Source organism: Bradyrhizobium guangdongense, from assembly GCF_004114975.1.
Classification (GTDB): Bacteria; Pseudomonadota; Alphaproteobacteria; order Rhizobiales; family Xanthobacteraceae; genus Bradyrhizobium; species Bradyrhizobium guangdongense.
Window position 1 is genome coordinate 2,925,264 of sequence record NZ_CP030051.1, and the last position, 21,907, is coordinate 2,947,170.

Genomic DNA, 21,907 nt, shown 5'->3' on the forward strand with positions numbered 1-21,907 from the left:
CGATGAGCGCTTCGTCAGACGTCGGTTTTCACGCTCAGCGGCAGGCGCGCTGGCACTATGCCGAGGCCGCCTTCTGGCTCGTCGTGCTTGCTTGCGGCTTTCTGTTTCCCACCCGCTATCTGATCATGACCGACATCCTGCGGCTCGCGCTGTTTGCGATGTCACTCGATCTCATCCTCGGCTATGCCGGCATCGTCTCGCTAGGTCATGCCGCCTTCTTCGGTGTCGGTGCTTATGCCGCGGGGCTTCTTGCGCTTCATGGCGTCATCAACGAGCCGGTGCTAGCGCTGATCGCCGCGGGCCTTGCGGCGATGGTGCTGGGCTTTGCCACCAGTTTCCTCGTCATTCGTGGCGTCGACCTGACCCGGTTGATGGTTACGCTCGGCATCGCGCTGCTGCTGGAGGCGCTCGCCGAGCGCTTCTCCAACGTCACCGGCGGCACCGATGGCCTGCAAGGCATCGAGATGCAGCCGATCCTCGGCGCGATACCGTTCGACATGTTCGGCAAGGCCGGCTTCTTCTATTCGCTGGCCGTGCTGTTCGTGCTGTTCCTGCTCGCCCGCCGCATCGTGCATTCGCCGTTCGGCCTGTCGCTGAGGGCGATCAAGAACAACCCGCTGCGCGCGGCCGCGATCGGTATCCCCGTCAATCGCCGGCTGATCGCGATTTATACGCTCGCCGCGTTCTACGCCGGCATTGCTGGGGCGCTGTTCACCCAGACCACCGCGATCGCTTCGCTCGACGTGTTTGCCTTCGACCGCTCGGCCGATCTGATGCTGGTGCTCGTCATCGGCGGCACCGGCTATCTTTACGGCGGGCTGATCGGCGCTGTGGTCTTCCGCATGCTCCAGGAAGTCTTCTCCACCATCACCCCGCAATATTGGCAATTCTGGATCGGCCTCGTGCTGGTCGTGATCGTGCTTGTCGGCCGCCAGCGGCTGCATCGTTGGGTGCTGTACGTGCCGAACCTGGTCATCAAGCAGGTTGGGGGCCGCAAGGCCGTCGTCGCGGTGCCGGAGAGCGACGCATGACCATCGCGCTCGAAACCCAGAACCTCGAAAAGCAGTTCGGCGGCCTGCGCGTCACCCGCGACCTGTCGCTCAAAATCGAGCAGGGCGCACGCCACGCGCTGATCGGACCAAACGGCGCCGGCAAGACCACCGTCATCAACCAGCTCACCGGCGTGCTGAAGCCGAACTCCGGCCGTATCCTGCTTGAAGGCCAGGACATCACCGACCTGCCCGTGCACAAGCGCGTGCTGCGGGGACTGTCGCGGACCTTCCAGATCAACCAGCTCTATCCGGACCTGACCCCGTTAGAGACCATCGGCCTTGCCGTCTCCGAGCGCCTCGGTCACGGCGGCGACTGGTGGCGGCGGATGGGGACGCGCAGCGATGTCAACGGGGAGATCGCCGATCTCCTGACGCGTTTCCATCTGCTCGACGTCATGAACGAACAGACCGTGACGCTGCCTTACGGCAAGCAACGCCTGCTCGAAATCGCAGTTGCGATTGCCGCCAAGCCGCGCGTGCTTCTGCTCGACGAGCCTGCCGCCGGGGTGCCTGAGAGCGAGCGCCACGACATTCTCGCGGTGGTCGGCGCGCTGCCGCGCGACGTGACGGTGCTGCTGATTGAGCACGACATGGACCTCGTGTTCTCCTTTGCCGACCGCATTTCGGTGCTGGTCTCCGGCGCGCTGCTGACCGAAGGTCCGCCCGACCAGGTCGCGCGCGATCCGCAAGTGAAGGCGGTCTATCTCGGTGAGGAGGCGGTCAATGTCTGACCTGCTCGCGATCGAGTCCCTGCGCGCCGGCTATGGCGAGGCGGTGGTGCTGCCGAACATGTCGCTGCGCCTTGCCGAGGGACAGGTGCTGGCGCTGCTCGGGCGCAACGGCACTGGCAAGACCACCTTGATCAACTCGATCGTCGGCGTCACCCGCCGCTTCTCCGGGACTGTCGGGCTTGCTGGAACCGATGTCACGACCATGCGACCCGACCAGCGCGCGCGTGCCGGAATCGGCTGGGTGCCGCAGGAGCGCAACATCTTCCGCTCGCTGACGGTCGAGGAGAACATGACCGCGGTGGCGCAGCCCGGTCCATGGACGGTCGAGAAGGTCTACGAGATGTTCCCGCGGCTCAAGGAACGTCGAAGCAACTTCGGCAACCAGCTCTCCGGCGGCGAGCAGCAGATGCTGGCGATCGGCCGCGCGCTGACCCTCAATCCGAAGGTCCTGCTGCTGGATGAGCCGACCGAGGGCCTTGCCCCCATCATCGTCGAGGAGCTGCTGAAGGCGATCGGTACCATCACCCGGGCCGGTGGCATCTGCTCGATCATCGTCGAGCAGAATGCCCAAAAGATTCTGGGGCTCGCCGACCGCGTTGTGATATTGGAGCGCGGAACGATCGTCCACGATGCTCCGAGCGCAGCGCTGAAGGCCGACCCCTCGGTTCTGGAGCGCCATCTCGGGGTCGCAGGGGCGGCGGCCCACTAACTTGTCTAGCGCGTTTTCTTCACGCGAGCCGGTACCCACCTCGCTCGACAACGCTACAGAAAATACACGGGAGTTAAGAATGCAGCGAACCAGAGCCCCCTTCCGCGCCGACGAAGTCGGCAGCCTCCTGCGTCCCGCCAAGATCAAGGAAGCCCGCGCAAAACTCGAGAAGGGCGAGATCTCGGCCGACGATCTGCGCAAGATCGAGGACATGGAGATCGAAAAGGTCGTGCACAAGCAGGCTTCGATCGGCCTGAAGCTGGCGACCGACGGCGAATTTCGCCGTTCCTGGTGGCACTTCGACTTCCTGGCCAAGCTCACCGGCTGCGAGCTGTTCCATCCCGATACCGGTATCCAGTTCGCGGGCGTGCAGACCCGCCATGACGCAGTGCGGGTGATCGACAAGCTCGACTTCCCCGATAATCACCCGATGCTGGACCACTTCCGCTTCCTGAAGAAGTACGCCGACCAGGCGCACGTCACCGCGAAGATGACGATCCCGTCGCCGGCCGTGCTGCACTTCCGCGGGGGCCGCAAGTCGATCTCCAAGGACGTCTATCCCGATCTCGAGGCCTTCTACGAGGACCTCGGCAAGACCTATCGCAAGGCGGTGAAGGCGTTCTACGATGCCGGCTGCCGTTATCTCCAGTTCGACGACACCGTCTGGGCCTATCTCTGCTCGCAGGACGAATTGCAGAAGGCGCGTGAGCGCGGCGACAATCCGGATGGTCTCCAGCAGATCTACGCCCGCATCATCAATTACGCGCTGGCCGAGAAGCCCGCCGACATGGTGGTGACGACGCATGTCTGCCGCGGCAATTTCCGCTCGACCTGGATTTCCTCGGGCGGCTATGAGCCCGTTGCCGAGACCATGCTCGCCGGAACCAATTACGACGGCTACTTCCTGGAGTACGACAGCGATCGCGCCGGCGGCTTCGAGCCGCTGCGCTTCCTGCCCAAGGGCAACAAGGTCGTCGTGGTCGGCGTCATCACCTCGAAGTTCGGCGAGCTCGAGAAGAAGGACGACATCAAGCGCCGTCTCGAGGAAGCCTCCAAGTTCGCACCGCTGGAGCAACTCGCGCTGTCGCCGCAATGCGGCTTTGCTTCGACGGAAGAGGGTAACGTCCTCTCCGAGGAAGAGCAGTGGGCCAAGCTCAGCCTTGCGGTGGAGATCGCGAAGGAAGTGTGGGGGAATTAAGCTGCCCGTTGGCAGCCGTAGCGCCCCGCGAAGCGGGGCTTTACGGCTGTGCAACTATGAACCCGCGGAATGGTGTGAACGAAGCGCTACGCCCGCTTTGCTATATTGCAGCAGAGGCCGTGCAGCAGCGCAGCGTGTTGCGGAGGTCAACGCCCCGCCTTTCTCCACAAGTGTGGGTAGATCACCACCTCGTGTTATTCTGCGGCAACCCGTGCAGGCTCCGCGACCTGCCGGGTCATGGCGCTCACGACGATCAGCACGATGAAATTCAACATCAGCGCGATAATGCCGATGTTGACATCTTGGATCTCCGGCGGGAGCCACGGCAGCTTGTGAAAATTCGCGCCAGTCAGGCTGACGACGGCAACCGTGGCTACGCCGGCCACAATGCCCGCCACGGCGCCTTCGCGCGTCGCGATGTTGCGTTTTGCGAGGCTGAGCACCAGTGATGGAAACAGCTGGGTGACCAGGCTGTAGCCCATCAGCAGCAACGCCACGATAGTCTCCCCGCCCTTCAATGTGAAGAACACGGCAACCAGCGCCACGACCGGCACCAGGAGTCTTGCCAGCAGAGACACTCTTCGATCGTCAGCCGATGGATCGAGGGCGCGGTACAGATTGTTGGCGATCAAGGTCGCTGCAGTCATCAGGATCATCGATCCAGGCACCAGCGCAGTGAGCACACCTGTCGCGCCGATCACACCGACGAACCAAGGGTCGAATGTCTTCACGGAGAGCTTGAACAGTGCCAAGTCGATATTTGGGCCAGTGAGCCCGGGAACCTGAAGGATCGCTGCGAAGCCGACGAAAAACACGAACAGCAGGATGAGCTGATAGAGCGGCAGCACGATCGCGTTCTTGCGAATGACCCTGGCGCTTCTGGCCGTATAGATCGAGCCGAAGCTGTGCGGCCACATGTAGAACCCGAGCGCCGTGAGCAGCACGGTCGAGGAAAACCACCACAGGCTTTCGCCGTGCGGCGGCAGCACGGTGAATCCTGGCTTGGCCTGTTCGATCGCCGAGAACATCGAAGCGAGTCCACCGTAATAGTGATAGGGTATGTACACCCCAAGGAAGATCACGACGACGAGGATCAAGAGATCCTTGGCGACCGAGGTCCAGGCCGAGCCGTGTACGCCAGAGACCATCACGTAGGCGGCAACGACGATTGCGCCGGTCCAGATCGCGACGGTGGAGGAGATCGCCCCATAGCCGGCGACCTCGACGATGATACCGAGTCCCTTGAACTGAAGAACGAGGTAGGGGATCAACGCTACGATATCGACGATCGCGACGATGACACCCAGTGCCGGACTATCGTATTTGCGCACGAAGAAGTCCGATTGGGAGTAGAGCCGGTGCTCCTTGGCATAGCGCCAGATCGGCGGCAGCATGAAATAGGACAGCACGTAGGCCAGGGTGCCATAGGAGAGAATGTAATAGGCCGGGGCACCCTTGCCGTAGGCGTAGCCGCTGCCCCCGAGGAAGGTGAAGGTCGTGTAGATCTCTCCGGCCAGCAGCAGGAACACGAAGATCGCGCCGAAGCCGCGCCCGCCCACGGTCCACTGTTCCAGGCTCATGTCTTTGCCCCGACGGGCGAGAAAGCCCAGCGCAAGCGCCAGCAGCGCGGCGGCGGCAATGAAGGGTATCGCGCTGTTCAAGACTCTTCCCCCCGGTTGGCGGGATCGGCCGCGTAGATCACGGCCACGATGAGTGACGTGATCAGGATCCACACGACGATCCAGGCCAGCAGGAACGGCAGGCCGAGGATCAGGGGCTCCACCCGATTGACGAAGAACGGGCCGATTATCAGCGCCAGGAAAGGAATAACGGCAATCCAGCGGATGTTGCGCATGGACAAAAGACTCTTGTTCCCGGTGAGAACCGATGCCTTTTGTGAAAGTTCCTGGCCGCTACCAATGACTAAGAACGCGTTCGAGCCCAGTCAAAGACGGTCGATGACAACGAGTGGGTGGCCGGATGGCTTCGATCCTGACGTGGTGGCACAATCGCCACGCTTACTTTTCCGCCAGATAAACCTCGCCCAGTAGCGAGGAGTTCGACCACGGCACCTGCTTGTTCTTCGTGGTCGACACCACCTCAGCCCGCACACGTGTCAGCATCTGCTGCACTTCCAACCCCGGCGTGCCGATGTGGCGGGAAAGCGCGGCGGAGAACGGGGAGTTGGCGGCTTCGCCATCGAGCGCGACCTGGCCCGGCGCGGTCGCGAATGCGATCAGCGTGCCGGCTCCCAACGTTGCACCGGATCCGAGGCTTGATGGCGCGGCGAAGCCAGATACGCCCTCGAGGCCGCGGCTGCTGCCGGCGCTTGCGACCTGCTGCGCCATCGGATTATTGCGGCAGGCATCGAAGATCAGAATGTTGGTACGGACCTGATCGTCGAGGCCGGCCATGATCGTATCCATGTCGATCATCGCTTCTGTCATATTCGCGCCCGGTTTGAGCTCGACGTCGACGGGAATGAGATAGTTGCGGCTGTCGACCTGCACGCCATGGCAGGCATAATAGACCAGTGCGACCTGCGCTCGCGCAGCGCCGCGCAGGAAGTCGCGCGTTATCTTCTGCATCGCGGCTCGATTGAGATCTACACCCTCCGACACCGTGAAGCCGATGTCGCGCAGGCTCTTTGCCACGGCGCGCGCGTCGTTGGGCGGATTGGGAAGTGCCTTCACATGCACGTAGGCGCCGTTGCCGATCACCAGCGCCATGCGCGTGCCGCGAACGGCCGACGCAGACGAAGGCACGGGTGCTGCGCCCGTCTGCTGTGGGAGACGGCCTGCTGCCTGCTGGGTCGTCGGCAAGGGCGCATCGCGCGGGATTGGCGCAGTTGTCTCCGTTACCAATGACAGCCGCACCTTTGCGGTGGCCTGATTGGCCTTGCTGCCGGCGTCGGACGCTACGATCGCGAGCGTCGCCTGGTAGTCGTCGCGCGCATGTGCGTAGTCGCCCTTGGCCTCATAGGCCAGCGCGCGATGCGTGTAGGCGGAGATCAGCACGCTGTTCGGCGGTGTCATCATGTTGACCTTTGGCTTGTCCTTGACGAGCCGGATCGCCTCGCTGCCGTCGGCAATGGCGCGATCGAGATCGCCTCTCGCGCGCCAGATCGCGGTGCGGTTGATCAACGGCTGCGGCAGTGTCGGATCGAGCCGGATCGCCTGGTTGATGTCCGCGAGCGCGCCGTCGGGATCGCCGAGCGCTTCCTTGGCAATGCCGCGGTTCTGGAACGAGAATGCCGATCTCGGATCGGCCCTGATCGACTTGTCGTAGTCATCAATGGCCTTGGCGTAGTCGCCCTTGCCGCGCCAGGCATTGCCGCGATTGTGGAAGATGATGCCGCTGGGCGGGCCGAGTTTCAGCGCATCATCGAAATCCGCAATGGCGATGTCGTAGTCGCCCTTGTCGTAATAGGCCGAGCCCCGCAAGTTGTAGACCGCCTGGCTCGGCTGGAGCCGGATCGCCTCGGTGGTGTCGGCAATGACTTTGGCGTAGGCGCCTTTCTTGTTCCAGCCCACCGCGCGCCAGAAATAGACAGTCGCGAGCTGCGCGCCCTTGAAGACTTTCAGGGCGATGATCTTGGTGCAAGCGTCGACCATCTGGTCCGCCGGCGTCGTCTCGGTTGTGCAGAGCGGCCCGAGCTGACTGGGCGATTGGGCTGATGCCGGCGCCGACCACAGGGGGGGCCGCAAGCAGGGCGAACGCGACGAGCAGGCGGCGCATGGTGCTGTTTCCTTGAGAAGAAGTGCTTGTTTGTTGCCAGGCGGCACCTTGGGGTTCACGCCTGATACGGACGTGGCGTAAAGCAGCCGGTGGTATTCCCTGAGTGGGCAGAATTTGCTACGAGGGAAGTCCCAATTCTTCTGCCCACCATCATCCCACTCATGAAGAACGACGAAATCCTGAGCCAAATCACGGAGTTCTGCCGCAAGGCGGACATGGCAGAATCGACGTTCGGCCGGCGTGCGGTGAACGATGGGAAGCTCGTGCACCGCCTGCGTGAGGGCAAGCGGATCACGATCGACACGCTGGAGCGGATCCAGGCCTATATCGCCGCCTCCACGACTGGCGGCCTGCCGCCGCCGCGCGGGCTCCAGGTGCCTCCGGAAAAGCGCGATCCACGCGGCAATTTCCGCTTCTTCGAGAATCGGCAGAAATATTTGCTGTTCGTCCACACCTGCAGCGAGAAGCGGGTGATCGCCGACCGCGTCGCGCTGGAGCTTGCCACCATCCATCCGCGCCCGCCGGCACTGCGCATTTTCGACGCCGGTGTCGGCGACGGCACGGTGCTGGCGCGAGTGCTCCGCGCCACGCACCAGCGCTATCCACACATGCCGTTCTATGTCGCGGGCAAGGAGCTCAGCCTCGAAGATCTGCGCCTGTCGCTGGAGAAGGTGCCCGACCGCATTTTCGAGCATCCAGCATCGGTTTTCGTCTTCACCAACATGTTCTACTCAGAGGCGCCCTGGCTGACGCCGGCTTCGCCGGCAGCGGCCGCCGCCACGGTCTGGCACGAGGTCCCGCTGCGGGGCGCCTCGTCAGGCGAGTTCGAGCAGCAGATCGCCGAGCTGCGGCCATTCCTGGAGCAGAACTGGCGTGCTGCGATCAGCCCACGCACGGCCATGCCGCTGTATGAGAGGCCGGTCGTTCTCGTGCTCTACCGCGAAGACCACAGATTTCTGCTCGATTCGACCATTCCACGGCCGGGGCAGGCCGAGGCCAATTTCGACCTCGTCATCGCATCCCAGCCATACCGGGCCCTGTCTTCGGTCAACTTCCGGGCCAAACGGATCATTGCACCGCTGGCACGGGCCTTGCGGCCAGGCGGTCGCCTGATCGGTATCCACTCCCATGGTCACGATCCCGGCATGGAAATGATCCAGGCGATCTGGCCCGGAGAAAATCCTTTCTCGGTGAGCCGTCATGAGTTATTGCGCGCCGTTAAGTACGAGCTCGGATCGTTGGGCCGAGACCTCAATTTTAATGCTTACGCGGATAACCGTTCGATCTTCAGGTATGATATGGAAGCGCTGCCCAACGAGGTGACGGGTACGATCGGAACCTCGACAGCCTTTGCAGCGTGGAATGCGGCGGTGTATGTCGCTCAGATTGAGGACGACCGGTTGACAGATATGACTCAAAACGGCCGCACTCTGGATGCCGCCAGGGATGTGCTGCGAAAGTACAACGGGCTCTGGTTTCTCGACGAATCCTACGTCATCTCGCGCCGGCGTGATTGACATAATCCAACTGTAAACATCGCAAACGTCCGCCGGTAGCGGTGGAACAAGGGGTTTCTTGATGCGCGCGTCCTATCTCTTCACCAGCGAATCCGTGTCCGAAGGCCATCCGGACAAGGTCTGCGACCGGATTTCCGACGAAATCGTCGACCTGTTCTACCGCGAAGGGCCGAAGGCCGGCATCGACCCGTGGCAGATCCGCGCCGCCTGCGAAACGCTCGCGACCACCAACAAGGTGGTGATCGCCGGCGAGACCCGCGGACCGAAATCGGTGACCAACGAGCAGATCGAAAGCGTCGTGCGCGAAGCCATCAAGGACATCGGCTACGAGCAGGAAGGTTTCCACTGGCAGAAGGCCGATATCGAGATCCTCTTGCATCCGCAATCGGCCGACATCGCGCAGGGCGTCGATGCGCTGCAGCCGGGCGAAGTCAAGGAAGAGGGCGCGGGCGACCAGGGCATCATGTTCGGCTACGCTACCAACGAGACGCCCGACCTGATGCCGGCCCCGATCTTCTACGCTCACAAGATCCTCCGCCTCATCTCCGAAGCTCGTCACTCCGGCAAGGAGAAGGTGCTGGGTCCCGACTCCAAGAGCCAGGTCACCGTGCAGTACGAGAACGGCAAGCCGGTCGCCGTGCGCGAGATCGTCGTATCGCACCAGCATCTGGTCGAGGACATCTCGTCCAAGCAGATCCGCGACATCGTCGAGCCCTATGTCCGCGAGGCGCTGCCGAAGGACTGGATCACGCCGAAGACGATCTGGCACATCAACCCGACCGGCAAGTTCTTCATCGGCGGTCCCGACGGCGACACCGGCCTGACCGGCCGGAAGATCATCGTCGACACCTACGGCGGCGCGGCCCCGCACGGTGGCGGCGCGTTCTCCGGCAAGGATCCGACCAAGGTCGATCGCTCCGCGGCCTATGCTGCGCGCTACGTCGCCAAGAACATCGTGGCTGCCGGCCTTGCCGATCGCTGCACCTTGCAGCTCGCCTACGCCATCGGCGTGGCGCGCCCGCTGTCGATCTACATCGACACACACGGCACCGGTAAGGTGTCGGAGGACCAGCTCGAGAAGGCGGCGGCGCAGGCGATGGATCTGACGCCCCGGGGCATCCGCAGCCATCTCGACCTCAACCGCCCGATCTACGCGCGAACCTCGGCCTACGGCCATTTCGGCCGCACGCCCGACAATGAGGGCGGCTTCTCCTGGGAGAAGACTGATCTCGTCGAGCCGCTCAAGCGCGCGCTCTAGTTTTTCTTGCGTCGTTCCGGAGCGCTGCAGCAGCGGCGCACCGGAATCTCGAACTGCCGGATTCCAGGTTCGCTCGTTGCACGAGCGCCCCGGAAAGACGAGCCAAACAAACAGGACCTCCCATGAACGCGAAGCCCGGCTTCACCGATTACATCGTCAAGGATATTTCGCTCGCCGATTTCGGCCGTAAGGAGCTCTCGCTCGCAGAGACCGAGATGCCCGGCCTGATGGCAACCCGCGAGGAGTACGGCCCGAAGCAGCCGTTGAAGGGGGCGCGCATTGCAGGCTCCCTGCACATGACGATCCAGACCGGCGTGCTGATCGAGACGCTGGCAGCCCTCGGCGCCGACATCCGCTGGGTCTCCTGCAACATCTATTCGACGCAGGATCACGCCGCCGCCGCAATCGCAGCCGCCGGCATTCCCGTCTTCGCCGTCAAGGGTGAGACGCTGAAAGATTACTGGGACTACACCGCAAAGCTGTTCGACTGGCACGGCGGCGGTCACCCGAACATGATCCTCGATGACGGCGGCGACGCCACCATGTACGTCCATCTCGGCCTGCGCGCCGAGAACGGCGACGCCGCGTTCCTCGACAAGCCCGGCTCCGAGGAAGAGGAAGTCTTCTTCGCGCTGCTGAAGAAGCAGCTCAAGGAGAAGCCGAAGGGTTACTTCGCCGGAATCGCCAACAGCATCAAGGGCGTCTCCGAAGAGACCACCACGGGCGTGCATCGTCTCTACGACATGCAGAAGGCCGGCACGCTGCTCTGGCCGGCGATCAACGTCAACGACAGCGTCACCAAGTCGAAATTCGACAACCTCTATGGTTGCCGTGAATCGCTGGTCGACGGCATCCGCCGCGGCACCGACGTGATGATGTCGGGCAAGGTGGCGATGGTCGCGGGCTTCGGCGACGTCGGCAAGGGCTCGGCCGCCTCCCTGCGCCAGGCCGGCTGCCGCGTGATGGTGTCGGAAGTCGATCCGATCTGCGCGCTACAGGCGGCGATGGAAGGCTACGAGGTCACGACGATGGAAGACGCCGCGCCCCGCGCCGACATCTTCGTCACCGCGACCGGAAACAAGGACATCATCACCATCGACCACATGCGCGCGATGAAGGATCGCGCCATCGTCTGCAACATCGGCCACTTCGACAACGAGATCCAGATCGCGGGTCTGCGCAATCTGAAGTGGACCAACATCAAGCCGCAGGTCGACGAGATCGAATTCCCCGACAAGCACCGCATCATCCTGTTGTCTGAGGGGCGTCTCGTGAACCTCGGCAACGCGATGGGCCATCCGTCCTTCGTGATGTCGGCGTCCTTCACCAACCAGACGCTGGCGCAGATCGAGCTGTTCGCCAACAACAAGGACGGCAAGTACAAGAAGCAAGTCTACGTGCTGCCGAAATCGCTCGACGAAAAGGTCGCGCGCCTGCACCTCGCCAAGATCGGCGTCAAGCTCACCGAGCTGCGCAAGGACCAGGCCGACTATATCGGCGTCAAGCAGGAAGGTCCGTACAAGTCGGACCACTACCGGTACTGAGATCGGAAAGGCCCCTGAGCGATCAGGGGCCTTTTTTCGGTCACATGGATTTCACTGCCGTCGTTCTTTCAAGCGTCGCCGGTTGTTAACGAGGCCCTAACGGCCTTGTTGCATGCTTGGTCTCCATCGCCAGCGGCCAGCGCCCCCATGACATCTGCAGATCAGTCGGAGAGATTTCGGGCGCCCCAGCCGCAGGCACCCGGCACGGAGCTGTTCAATCCGGACCGTCTGCGTGTTGTTGCGCGTTGCTGGATCGCGGTTGCGGCGATCGGCTATGTGGTCGATCTACTGGGGCGAACCCGCGTCGGTCTCACGGACGGCATTCGCAGCCCGTTTGGCGATGATTTCATCAATTATTGGTCGGGAGCCTATCTGGCTCTGCATGGCCGTGCAGCCGAGGTCTACGACTTCGTCGCCTTCCACGATTTCGAGACCTTGGTGGTCGGGCCGCATATCGATCTGTATCACTATTCCTACCCACCGGTTCTTCTGCTGCTGACCGCACCGCTCGCGCTCGTTCCCTATGTCCCGGCGCTCCTCGTCTGGCTGGCGTCGACCTGGTATGGCTTCTATCGTGCGCTGAAGCTCGCCGCCGGCGACAATGCGCTGCTGCTGTCGCTCGCGGCGCCTGCCATGTTCATCAATGCGATCGGCGGACAAAACGGTGCATTGACGGCCGGCGTATTGGGTGGAGGTCTGCTGCTGGTGGATCGCCGGCCAACCCTTGCAGGAGTCCTGTTCGGGCTACTGGTCTACAAGCCGCACCTCGCATTGATGCTTCCTGTTGCGATGATCGCGGGTCGGCGCTGGCGCGTGGTCATGGCAGCGGCAGTCACCGCGGTCCTGCTCATCTGCGCCAGCACGATAGTCTTTGGCCCCGCCGTCTGGGCCGAGTACCAGCACCATGTCTCGGTGCTGCGCACCGCGATCCTCGAGGACGGCTCAGGGGTCTGGCATCGAATGGTCTCGGTCTTCGTGTCGGCCCGGCGCCTGGGGGGAGGCGTTGAATTGTCCTACGCAGTGCAGGGGGTGTTCGCGCTTGCGGCAGCATTGGTCGTTGGCTGGAGCTGGTTGCGCGACGATCCGGCGCCCATTCGCAACGCACTCGTCGTTATCGGTACCTGCCTCGCCACGCCCTATCTTCAGGACTACGACCTCGTGATTGGCGCATTTGCGGTGGTGTGGCTCAAGAACGCTCAGCAGCACTCGCAGATCTCCGCCCACTGGTTCAATGCCGGCGCCGCAATGGTGCTGCTGCTGCCCCTCATGGCCGCCTCGCTTGCCAACGTGAGCGGGCTCGCCTTCGGGCCGCTGTTCTTCATCCCGCCGTTCATCTTGCTTGGCGCGCTGTCGATGGAGCACCGTCGAGCATATTCCACCATCTTGGCCCGTTGACTGGCCGCGGCAAGGATCGGACAATCCTCCCCGGGAGGAGATCCGATGACGAGCGCTCTTCAAGAGGAATATTTCGACGTGCTCATTGTCGGTGCCGGGCTATCGGGCATCGGCGCGGGCTATCATCTTCAGACAAAGTGCCCCGGCAAGAGCTACGTCATCCTGGAGGGGCGCGACTGTATCGGCGGCACCTGGGACCTGTTTCGTTATCCGGGCATCCGCTCCGACAGCGACATGTTCACGCTCGGCTATTCCTTCAAGCCGTGGACCGATCCGAAGGCGATCGCGGATGGGTCGCAGATCCTGAACTATGTGCGCGAGACGGCAGCCGAGAATGGCATCGATAAGCACATCCGCTTCCGCCACCGCGTCAAGCGCGCCGCGTGGTCGACGTCTGAGGCGCGGTGGACCGTCGAAGTCGAACGCACGACTGGCGAGGGCATGACGGAACTCGTGCGCTTCAGCTGCAATTTCCTGTTCATGTGCTCGGGCTACTACAAATACGAGGCGGGCTACACGCCCGAATTCAAGGGCGTCGCGGATTTCGCGGGCCGGATCGTGCATCCGCAGAAATGGACCGACGATATCGACTATGCGGGCAAGCGCGTGGTCGTGATCGGCTCGGGTGCGACCGCGGTGACGCTGGTGCCGGAGCTTGCGAAGAAAGCGGCGCAGGTCACCATGTTGCAACGCTCGCCGACTTATGTGGTGTCGCGTCCGGCGCAGGATCCCGTTGCCAACAAACTCCGCCGCAACCTGCCTGCGCGGCTCGCCTATCATTTGATCCGCTGGCGCAATGTGATGTGGGGGATGTTCTTCTTCCAGCTGAGCCGGCGACGGCCCGACAAGGTGAAGAACCTCATCCTTGGCGGCGTGCGTATGGCGCTCGGACCGGACTATGACATCGCCACCCATTTCACGCCACGCTACAATCCCTGGGATCAGCGGCTCTGTCTCGTGCCCGACGGCGACCTGTTCAGGGCGATCCGTGAAAAGCGCGCCGCTGTGGTCACCAGCGAGATCGACGCCTTTACCCACGATGGCATCCGTTTGAAGGACGGCAGCGAGCTTGCCGCCGACATCATCGTGACGGCGACGGGCCTGGTGCTTCAGGTCGTCGGTGGCCTGGAGGTCAGCGTCGACGGCCGCGCCGTCGATTTCGCCAACACGCTGACCTACAAGGGGATGATGTATGCCGACGTGCCGAACATGGCGTCGGCCTTCGGTTACACCAACGCATCCTGGACGCTCAAATGCGACCTGACCTGCGAGTATGTCTGCCGGCTCATCAACTACATGGACCGGCACAATTTCCGGCAGTGCATGCCGCACAATGACGACGCCGAGATCACCGCACAGCCGTCGCTTGATTTCACCTCGGGCTATGTGCAGCGCTCGGTCGCAAAAATGCCGAAGCAGGGTTCGAAGCGGCCGTGGCGCCTCTATCAGAACTATGCTCTCGACATCGTCTCCTTGCGCTTCGGCAAGATCGACGACGGCGTGATGCGGTACTCGTGATCACGCCGCCGCCTGCGATTACGCCTTGCGCGATGTGAGCGCGAGGCCAAGGTCGATCGCGAGCGCCAATATCACGGCGCCCCCGCCGAGAGCGAACAGGACGAGATAGTCGCCCCCGGTCTGCGCATAGATCCAGGAGAAGCCGTAAGCCGCAGCCGCCTGGAACAGCGCAAAGCTGGTAGTGGCGTGGCTCCATGTCGCACGCTGCTGCTCGCTGGAGTGCGGAACAAGCTCATGGATGCGGCCGAGCACGAGGGGCACGATGCCCGGCGTAAAACCGCCGACCACCACGCTTGATACGATCAACGACACCGGTGCGGTGCTGACGGCCGGAAGCAGTACAGCGGCCGCTTCGATCAGAAAGGCTGCGCGCAAGGCCGGGCCAAATCCGGAGCGGTCTCCGAGATGGCCAGTGACGAGCGGGCCGATGATCGCGCCGAGGCCGTACAGCACCCAATAGCGTGATCCCGCCGCAATGCCCTGGCCCAGACCACGCGCCACGAAATCGACGATGAAGACCATGTGCGGCACCAGCGCGACCGCGTTGAGCCCGTACTGGATCAGGAGCGCCCGGGCGGCCCGCGACGTGTGACGCTGCTTCGTGTGGTGTGAGGATGCAGTATCGCCCTTGGCTTCTGCGGGCCAGTTCCACCAACTCACGAGTGTGAGGACGGCGGCGAGGGCGCCAAGGCCATACCAACTCTGCGGCAAGCCCAGTTGCAGCAACAGCGGCACCAATGTGCCCGATGCAGCCACGCCGAGCCCGACGCCTGCAAAGATCACGCCGCCAACGATGCCGCGCCGGTTGGCCGGGGTGTGTGGCAGGATTACAGAGGCCGCCAACACCATGATGATGCCGCCGGTGAGACCTGAGAGGAAGCGCCAGGCGAAGAACCAGCTAAAGGAGACAGGCGCTGAGCTCGCAAAAAAGGAGAGGGTGGCGAGCAGCATCATTGCGCGCAAGGCGCTGACTGCGCCGATCCGTGCCGCGACTGCTCGCGCCGTAAGCGCGCCGGCGAGATAACCGGCAAGGTTCGCGGCACCGAGATAGACGACGTCGGAGGCACTGAACCACTTTGCCGCGATCAACGCCGGAATCAGCGGTGTGTAGGAAAAGCGGGCGAGGCCAAGCCCGACCAGCGATGCGGCGAGGCCGGCGACGGCATATCGCCAGGTTGTCTCTGACGCCGTGCCCGGCCGCTGCTGCGGCCGGGCGGGCTGCTTGGTATTTGCATTGAGTTCGGTCATGTTATCCTCGTGCGCGCAGGGGCGCGCGGATGCGCTCAGTGGCCGGCGCTCTGGCCGCCATCGACATGCAGGATCTCGCCGGTGACGAAGGACGCGCCCTCCAGATAGAGCACAGCGTCGACGATGTCGGACATCTCGCCCATATGTCCGACCGGGTGCATTGCGGCGTACTGCGCGTGCGTCGACACCGGGTGCATCGGCGATTTGATGATCCCTGGCGCCACGGCGTTCACGCGGATGCCACGCCTGGCGTATTCGATTGCGAGCGATCTGGTCGCGGCGTTGAGGCCGCCCTTGCTCAGCGAGGCCAGCACCGAGGGCACGTTCGAATTGGCCTGGTCGACCAGCGTGGTGGTGATCTGGACGACGTGGCCAGAGCCCTGCTTCTCCATCTCGGCGATCGCGAGCTGGGTGATGTTGAAGAAACCCGCGACATTGGTGCCCATTACGGCTGCATAGTCCTCGGCGGTATATTGCGTGAACGGCTTTGCGACAAATATGCCGGCATTGTTGACCAGCGTGTCGACGCGGCCGAAACGGGCGACGGCCTGCGTAACTACGCGCTCGGCGGTCTTCCGGTCGGCGATGTCGCCGGGAACGGCAAGAATTTCGTCGTCGCCTGACGGCTTGATCGACCTCGCTGTGGCGACCACGCGATAATTGCGATCGCGAAAACCCTGGACGAGGGCAGCGCCGATGCCCTGCGATGCACCGGTGATGATGGCAACCTTCTGCTCGATACCCATGACGGACTCCTGTTGTTGATCCGAGCCAGCGCTCGCCGGCTTGGGCTCTGAGGTAGGCCATGGCGGCCCGGCTGCGAATGCGCGCTGTCCGGCAGACACTCTTTCGCGTCGCGTACGAATGCCCGGCCGGCAGCTGGCGGGAGTTGTCGCGGTTGAGGCAAACGCCTAGCTTGCCGGTTGGATTTCAGAAGGGCCGCGGGAAAGCATGGATCGTCTGGACGCCATGAAAGTATTCGTCCTTGCGGTGGACGAGGGCAGCCTTGCCGCCGCGGGGCGTAAGCTCGGCCGTTCGCCTGCGGCCGTCAGTCGCGCCATCGCCTTTCTCGAAGAGCGGGTGGGCGCGGAGCTGCTGCATCGGACCACGCGATCAATCAAGCTGAGCGAGGAGGGCGAGCGCTACGTCGCGGTGTGCCGCCGCGTGCTCACCGAGTTGGAGGAGGCCGAGGACATCGCGGCCGGACCGCGCACGGTACCGCGAGGACTGCTCACGATCACGGCCCCCGTGGTGTCCGGAGAGATGGTGCTGCGGCCGATCCTCGACGCGTTTCTAGATGCCCATCCGACGGTGTCGGCCAAGCTCCTGCTGTTCGACCGGGCGGTCAATCTGATCGAGGAGGGCATCGATATCGCACTGCGCATCGGTCCTCTCGCCGATTCGGCGATGGTGGCCCTGCGGGTCGGCGAGACCAGCCGGGTCGTAGTGGCCGCGCCGCACTATCTGAAGCAGCATCCGCGCATCACCGAGCCTGGCGATCTCGCCAAGCACCAGATCGTGGCAATGGCCCATCTTCCGAATTCGTGGACCTTTACGGCGCAAGCCGGCTCGTCAGCGCCGCGGACGGTCCAATTTACTCCGCGCCTTGTCGTCAACAGCACCTATGCGGCGGTGGCCTCGGCGGTTGCCGGACGCGGCATCGCGCGGATGTATTCGTACCAGGTCGCCGAGCAGGTCGCTCGCGGTGAGCTTGTGCTCGTGCTCGCCGGCGACGAGGATCCGGAGATGCCGGTACATTTGATCGCTCCGCAGGGCCGGCTCTCGGTACCCAAGGTGCGAGCCTTCACCGACTTCGCCGTGCCGCGGCTGAAGAAGCATTTTGCGCAACTCAAGAAGAGCCTCAAGTCGGGCTAGGCATTGCGGCCACGCCGAGACTGCTCATGTGCCGTTGGCCTGAATCGGTGATGGTTCCGAACGGTTAACGTCGGATTAACGGATGAGTCCTAGCCTGTCTCGGCCGGGTTACCCGCAAGACCGAGGTGAGCCCAATGGAAGCCCAGAAGATCGCGGTCGATGCCGTCGTTGCGCTGACCGATTGCGACCGCAAGGCTGTGGTTGCCTTTATCCGCCAGCTTTATCTCGCCGGTGTCACCGACCCCAAGCGTCTGACCTTCAAGGGTCTCCAGGCGCTGTCGCGGGCCTAATCGGGCTTTTTTGCCAGGCTTCCGTGGGTTTCAGGCCGGCTTGGCTCTCCCCAGCGTGATTGCAACCCACCGGTGAATACCTTGCCGCTTGGTCTGGGCCGGGTTACACGACACCCCGGCTGGGTCACTTGGGATTGGGGAAATGCTGAAACAGCTTTTTGCGCCGCAACTCGTCATTTTGTATGTGCTTGCGGCATCGACCATCTATGTTCATTTCCGGGGCAAGCAGCGGCTGCGCTTCGCGCGCCAGCTCGGGGACCACTCGACCTATCTCGCTCCCTACAATGTGCTGATGTATGCGGGCTCGGCCGTACCGAACAAGCCGGTGATCGCCGTCGAGCAGTTTCCGGAGTTGAAGCCACTCAGCGAGAACTGGGAGACGATCCGCGACGAGGCCGTCCGCCTGTTCGATGAAGGTTTTATCCGCGCGGCTGCCAAGAACAACGACTGGGGTTTCTATTCGTTCTTCAAGAGCGGCTGGAAGCGCTTTTACCTGAAATGGTACGACGACTTCCTACCGTCGGCGAACGCGTTGTGCCCGAAGACGGTAGAGCTGCTCAAATCGATCCCGAGCGTGCATGGCGCGATGTTCGCAATGCTGCCGCCCGGCGGCAAGCTCGGTGCCCACCGCGATCCCTTCGCCGGCTCGCTGCGCTATCACCTCGGCCTGGTCACGCCGAACTCGAACAAGTGCCGCATCCTCGTTGACGGCGTCGAATGCGTCTGGCGTGACGGCGAAGCTTTCATGTTCGACGAGACGTTCATTCACAGCGCGGAGAACGCGACCGACGTCAATCGCATCATCCTGTTCTGTGATGTCGAGCGGCCGATGAAATTCGGCTTCATGACCGCGATCAACCGCTGGGTCAGCCATCACATCGTCAAGGCGTCCGCGACCCAGAACGTCGAGGGCGAGAATGTCGGCGTGCTCAACAAGGTTTTCGGCAAGCTCTACGAAATCCATCTCGGCAGCCGCAAGGTCAAGGAGTGGAACCGCAACGTCTACTACACGCTGAAATACTCGCTAACGGCGCTGATTCTCGGCCTGATCGTGTTTTCAGCGCTGAAGTGATCGGCGAACTTGGACCTATCTGGAACAGAGGGAATGACCTCGTTGCCGTCCGCTGACAGCGAGACGGATCGGTTCTTCCGTCAGTGGCTTGAGACCTTCGCGGGCTATGTCCGCGAGGTCGATTACGCCTCGGCGAGGCCGCTCTTTCATCCTGACGTGCTCGCCTTCGGTACGCACAACGACGTCATTCCCGGCCTCGACCAATGGGTCTCGACGCAATGGGACAACGTCTGGCCCAAGACCACAGATTTCCGCTTCGTCCTCGATCAGGCTTCGATCCTGGCCTCGTCCGACGGCACGATGGCGACAGTGATCGCGCCCTGGACGAGCACGGGCTATCATCCCGATGGCAGCGCGTTCTCACGGCCAGGCCGCGCGACCATGGTGTTTTCCAAAAATAACGATCGCTGGCTCTGCGTGCATTCGCACATGTCGCTCAATCGCGGTGTGCCGCAGGCGAGCCATGCCAATCGTCAGGTGAAGGCCTGGTAGCCTCACGGCCCGCTTCATCGGTCGACTAAAGTTTTAGCCTCGCGTTCTGGTCCAGCTGGAACCCTTGGAACCCAGCATCGTTCACTCCGCAACGAACAACCGATGAAAACCCGCGAGCGGGGGCCTGTCCGAGGGAGCATTCCCATGGCAACACTTGGCCTCGACTCCACCCAGCTCACTGTATCCGAGCACCAGCGGCAGCTTCGTCGCGCCGTGATCGCCTCCACGATCGGGACAGCGATCGAATGGTATGACTTCTTTCTCTATAGCACCGTCACGGGTCTGGTGTTCGCGAAGCTGTTCTTTCCGAACTCCGATCCCTGGGTTGGCACTCTGGAGGCGTTTGCAATCTACGCGGTCGGCTTCGTCGCGCGCCCGATTGGCGCGGCGATCTTCGGCCATTATGGCGACCGCATCGGACGTAAATCCACACTGATCGCGACGCTGCTCTTGATGGGGCTGGCGACCGCCGCGGTGGCTGTGGTGCCGACCTATGCGAGCATCGGCATCTGGGGCGCCGTGATTCTCACAGTGCTGCGATTCGTTCAGGGCGTCGGCGTCGGCGGCGAGTGGGGCGGTTCGGTGCTGATGTCGATGGAATGGGCTCGCAACGACCAATCCCGAGGACTGATCGCATCGTGGCCGCAATTCGGCGTGCCCTGCGGGCTGTTCCTCGCCAATCTCGCCGTGCTGGCGTTCAGCCAGATGGCGGGCGATCAGTTCCTGGCGTGGGGCTGGCGCATTCCGTTCGCGCTCAGCATCATCCTGGTCGCTGTCGGCCTCTACATCCGGCTTGGCATTCTTGAAACGCCGGTGTTCTCGAAGCTTGTGGCTGAGCGTCAGGTCGACCGCACTCCGATGCTGACGGTGATCCGGGACTATCCGAAGGAGATCCTGCTGTCCGCCTTCGCGCGCATGTCGGAGCAGGCACCGTTCTACATCTTCACCGCCTTCGTCTTCTCCTATGGCATCGGCACCCTGCACGTCTCGCGCGACTTCCTGCTCACCGCGGTGCTGTCGGCTTCGGTGCTGTCGTTTATCTCGATCCCGCTCTGCGGCCACATTTCAGACCAGATCGGCCGCAAGAACATGTACATGCTCGGCGCTGCGGCGACGGGCATCTTCGGCTTCATCTATTTCGCGATGCTCAATACGGGATCGCTGACCATCATCTTCGCGGCGATCATCCTGTCGCTGATTCCGCACGACATGCAGTATGGGCCGCAAGCCGCCTTGATCGCCGAGAGCTTCACCGGACGCTTGCGCTACAGCGGCTCCTCGCTCGGATATCAGCTCGCATCCGTGATTGCCGGAGGTCCGGCGCCGTTGATCGCAACCTGGCTGTTCGGCACATTCCACTCTGCGACCGCCATTGCGGTCTACATCGCGATTTGCGCAGTCATGACGCTGGTCGCCACCGCAATGATGACCGACTACACCGGCAAGGACATCAACACGGTTGGCGCGCACGAGCGGCGGATCTGAGACCGCAAAGAAGCCCCGGGTGCGAGGTCCGGGGCTTTTGGTTTTCTGTGACTGGAGCTCAGCCTTACTCCGGCTGGCCGATCGATACCTTCAACGTGCCGACGCCGTCGACGCCGCATTCGAGCTTGTCGCCCGGTTGGAGCTGCGACACACCGGCCGGCGTGCCGGTCATGATAATGTCGCCGGCGGCAAGCTTCACCTGCTGCGAGAGCTGCCAGATGATCTCCGGCACGTTCCAGATCAGCTCGGTAAGGTCACCCTTCTGGGCTTCCTTGCCGTTGACCGTGAGCCAGATCTTGCCCCTTGAGGGATGGCCGATCTTCGAGGCCGGTTGAATTGCGGAGCAGGGGGCAGAGCCGTCGAACGACTTGCCGATCTCCCATGGGCGCTCCTTCTTGCGCGAGGCGATCTGAAGATCGCGACGGGTGAGGTCGATGCCGACGGCGTAGCCGTAGACATGATCGAGCGCCTTCTCGGCGGGAATGTTGAGCCCGCCGCTCTTCATCGCGACGATCAGTTCGACCTCGTGATGCAGGTCCTTGGTCAGCGGCGGATAGGGAATGGTGGCGCCATCGGGCACCAGCATGTCGGCATGCTTGGCGAAGAAGAACGGCGGAGCGCGCTCGTCGTTGCCCATCTCGCGGATGTGCTCGAGATAGTTGCGGCCGACGCACCAGATGCGGCGTACGGGATAGCGGCCGCTTTCTCCAACGACGGGAAGGGAAGCCTGGGGCGGAAGCGGGATGACGTAGGAGGCGGCGTTCATGGAGCGATCTCGCTGCTCT

The 21,907-nt window shown here is 62.9% G+C and carries 19 protein-coding genes and 1 pseudogene; 14 read left to right on the plus strand and 6 right to left on the minus strand.

Features of this window, described 5'->3' with window-relative positions; translation table 11 throughout:
- Positions 1 to 2 precede the first annotated feature (2 nt).
- The 4 genes from X265_RS13855 to X265_RS13870 all read left to right on the plus strand — a co-directional run bounded on the left by X265_RS13855 (position 3) and on the right by X265_RS13870 (position 3,690).
- Positions 3 to 1,031 carry a branched-chain amino acid ABC transporter permease gene (locus X265_RS13855; RefSeq protein ID WP_128965312.1) on the plus strand — a complete coding sequence of 343 codons (1,029 nt, stop codon included), beginning with the start codon at positions 3 to 5 and terminating at the stop codon, positions 1,029 to 1,031.
- Complete coding sequence (locus X265_RS13860; RefSeq protein WP_128965313.1) at positions 1,028 to 1,783, plus strand: ABC transporter ATP-binding protein; 756 nt, start codon at positions 1,028 to 1,030, stop codon at positions 1,781 to 1,783. The genes X265_RS13855 and X265_RS13860 overlap by 4 nt, the downstream gene beginning before the upstream one ends.
- The gene (locus X265_RS13865) at positions 1,776 to 2,492 is read left to right on the plus strand and encodes an ABC transporter ATP-binding protein (protein ID WP_128965314.1); all 717 of its coding nucleotides are present in this window, start codon (positions 1,776 to 1,778) and stop codon (positions 2,490 to 2,492) included. Before X265_RS13860 ends, X265_RS13865 begins: the two co-directional genes overlap by 8 nt.
- A gap of 79 nt (positions 2,493 to 2,571) precedes the next feature.
- On the plus strand, positions 2,572 to 3,690 hold the full coding sequence (locus X265_RS13870) for a cobalamin-independent methionine synthase II family protein (RefSeq protein ID WP_128965315.1): 1,119 nt from the start codon (positions 2,572 to 2,574) through the stop codon (positions 3,688 to 3,690).
- A gap of 194 nt (positions 3,691 to 3,884) precedes the next feature.
- Here X265_RS13870 and X265_RS13875 read toward each other — a convergent pair whose 3' ends face one another.
- The 3 genes and pseudogenes from X265_RS13875 to X265_RS13885 form a co-directional block, all read right to left on the minus strand.
- On the minus strand, positions 3,885 to 5,351 hold the full coding sequence (locus X265_RS13875; protein WP_128965316.1) for a sodium:solute symporter family protein: 1,467 nt from the start codon (positions 5,349 to 5,351) through the stop codon (positions 3,885 to 3,887).
- Positions 5,348 to 5,545, minus strand: coding sequence for a DUF3311 domain-containing protein (locus X265_RS13880; RefSeq protein ID WP_128965317.1), 198 nt, complete (start codon positions 5,543 to 5,545; stop codon positions 5,348 to 5,350). Before X265_RS13880 ends, X265_RS13875 begins: the two co-directional genes overlap by 4 nt.
- Before the next feature lie 163 nt (positions 5,546 to 5,708).
- Positions 5,709 to 7,428 (minus strand): annotated as a pseudogene (locus tag X265_RS13885) (caspase family protein).
- Between the two features lie 161 nt (positions 7,429 to 7,589).
- Between X265_RS13885 and X265_RS13890 the strand changes: the two are divergent.
- The 5 genes from X265_RS13890 (at position 7,590) to X265_RS13910 (ending at position 14,660) form a co-directional block, all read left to right on the plus strand.
- Positions 7,590 to 8,945, plus strand: a complete 1,356-nt coding sequence (locus X265_RS13890) for a hypothetical protein (RefSeq protein WP_128965318.1) — start codon at positions 7,590 to 7,592, stop codon at positions 8,943 to 8,945.
- A gap of 61 nt (positions 8,946 to 9,006) precedes the next feature.
- A complete protein-coding gene (gene metK / locus X265_RS13895) occupies positions 9,007 to 10,203 on the plus strand; it encodes a methionine adenosyltransferase (RefSeq protein ID WP_128965319.1) in 1,197 nt (398 codons plus the stop codon).
- Between the two features lie 122 nt (positions 10,204 to 10,325).
- On the plus strand, positions 10,326 to 11,747 hold the full coding sequence (ahcY, locus tag X265_RS13900; RefSeq protein WP_128965320.1) for an adenosylhomocysteinase: 1,422 nt from the start codon (positions 10,326 to 10,328) through the stop codon (positions 11,745 to 11,747).
- 147 nt (positions 11,748 to 11,894) lie between these two features.
- Positions 11,895 to 13,142: a glycosyltransferase family 87 protein gene (locus X265_RS13905; RefSeq protein ID WP_128965321.1), complete on the plus strand. Its 1,248-nt coding sequence runs from the start codon at positions 11,895 to 11,897 to the stop codon at positions 13,140 to 13,142.
- 45 nt (positions 13,143 to 13,187) lie between these two features.
- Positions 13,188 to 14,660 (plus strand): flavin-containing monooxygenase, encoded by a 1,473-nt coding sequence (locus tag X265_RS13910; protein WP_128965322.1) that lies wholly within the window; start codon positions 13,188 to 13,190, stop codon positions 14,658 to 14,660.
- Positions 14,661 to 14,678: 18 nt separating this feature from the next.
- Here X265_RS13910 and X265_RS13915 read toward each other — a convergent pair whose 3' ends face one another.
- Complete coding sequence (locus tag X265_RS13915) at positions 14,679 to 15,908, minus strand: YbfB/YjiJ family MFS transporter (RefSeq protein ID WP_128965323.1); 1,230 nt, start codon at positions 15,906 to 15,908, stop codon at positions 14,679 to 14,681.
- A gap of 35 nt (positions 15,909 to 15,943) precedes the next feature.
- Positions 15,944 to 16,654, minus strand: coding sequence for an SDR family NAD(P)-dependent oxidoreductase (locus tag X265_RS13920; protein ID WP_128965324.1), 711 nt, complete (start codon positions 16,652 to 16,654; stop codon positions 15,944 to 15,946).
- Between the two features lie 205 nt (positions 16,655 to 16,859).
- Here X265_RS13920 and X265_RS13925 point away from each other — a divergent pair, with 205 nt between their 5' ends.
- The 5 genes from X265_RS13925 (at position 16,860) to X265_RS13940 (ending at position 21,122) form a co-directional block, all read left to right on the plus strand.
- Positions 16,860 to 17,783 carry a LysR family transcriptional regulator gene (locus tag X265_RS13925; protein ID WP_128965325.1) on the plus strand — a complete coding sequence of 308 codons (924 nt, stop codon included), beginning with the start codon at positions 16,860 to 16,862 and terminating at the stop codon, positions 17,781 to 17,783.
- Positions 17,784 to 17,917: 134 nt separating this feature from the next.
- The gene (locus X265_RS40455; protein WP_164938570.1) at positions 17,918 to 18,073 is read left to right on the plus strand and encodes a hypothetical protein; all 156 of its coding nucleotides are present in this window, start codon (positions 17,918 to 17,920) and stop codon (positions 18,071 to 18,073) included.
- Positions 18,074 to 18,215: 142 nt separating this feature from the next.
- Positions 18,216 to 19,145 carry an aspartyl/asparaginyl beta-hydroxylase domain-containing protein gene (locus X265_RS13930; protein WP_128965326.1) on the plus strand — a complete coding sequence of 310 codons (930 nt, stop codon included), beginning with the start codon at positions 18,216 to 18,218 and terminating at the stop codon, positions 19,143 to 19,145.
- Between the two features lie 33 nt (positions 19,146 to 19,178).
- Positions 19,179 to 19,637 carry a YybH family protein gene (locus X265_RS13935; protein WP_128965327.1) on the plus strand — a complete coding sequence of 153 codons (459 nt, stop codon included), beginning with the start codon at positions 19,179 to 19,181 and terminating at the stop codon, positions 19,635 to 19,637.
- A 144-nt stretch (positions 19,638 to 19,781) separates the two neighbouring features.
- Positions 19,782 to 21,122: an MFS transporter gene (locus X265_RS13940; protein WP_128965328.1), complete on the plus strand. Its 1,341-nt coding sequence runs from the start codon at positions 19,782 to 19,784 to the stop codon at positions 21,120 to 21,122.
- 64 nt (positions 21,123 to 21,186) lie between these two features.
- Here the strand turns inward: X265_RS13940 and X265_RS13945 are convergent, their stop codons facing one another.
- The gene (locus X265_RS13945; protein ID WP_128965329.1) at positions 21,187 to 21,888 is read right to left on the minus strand and encodes a fumarylacetoacetate hydrolase family protein; all 702 of its coding nucleotides are present in this window, start codon (positions 21,886 to 21,888) and stop codon (positions 21,187 to 21,189) included.
- Between the last annotated feature and the right edge of the window lie 19 nt (positions 21,889 to 21,907).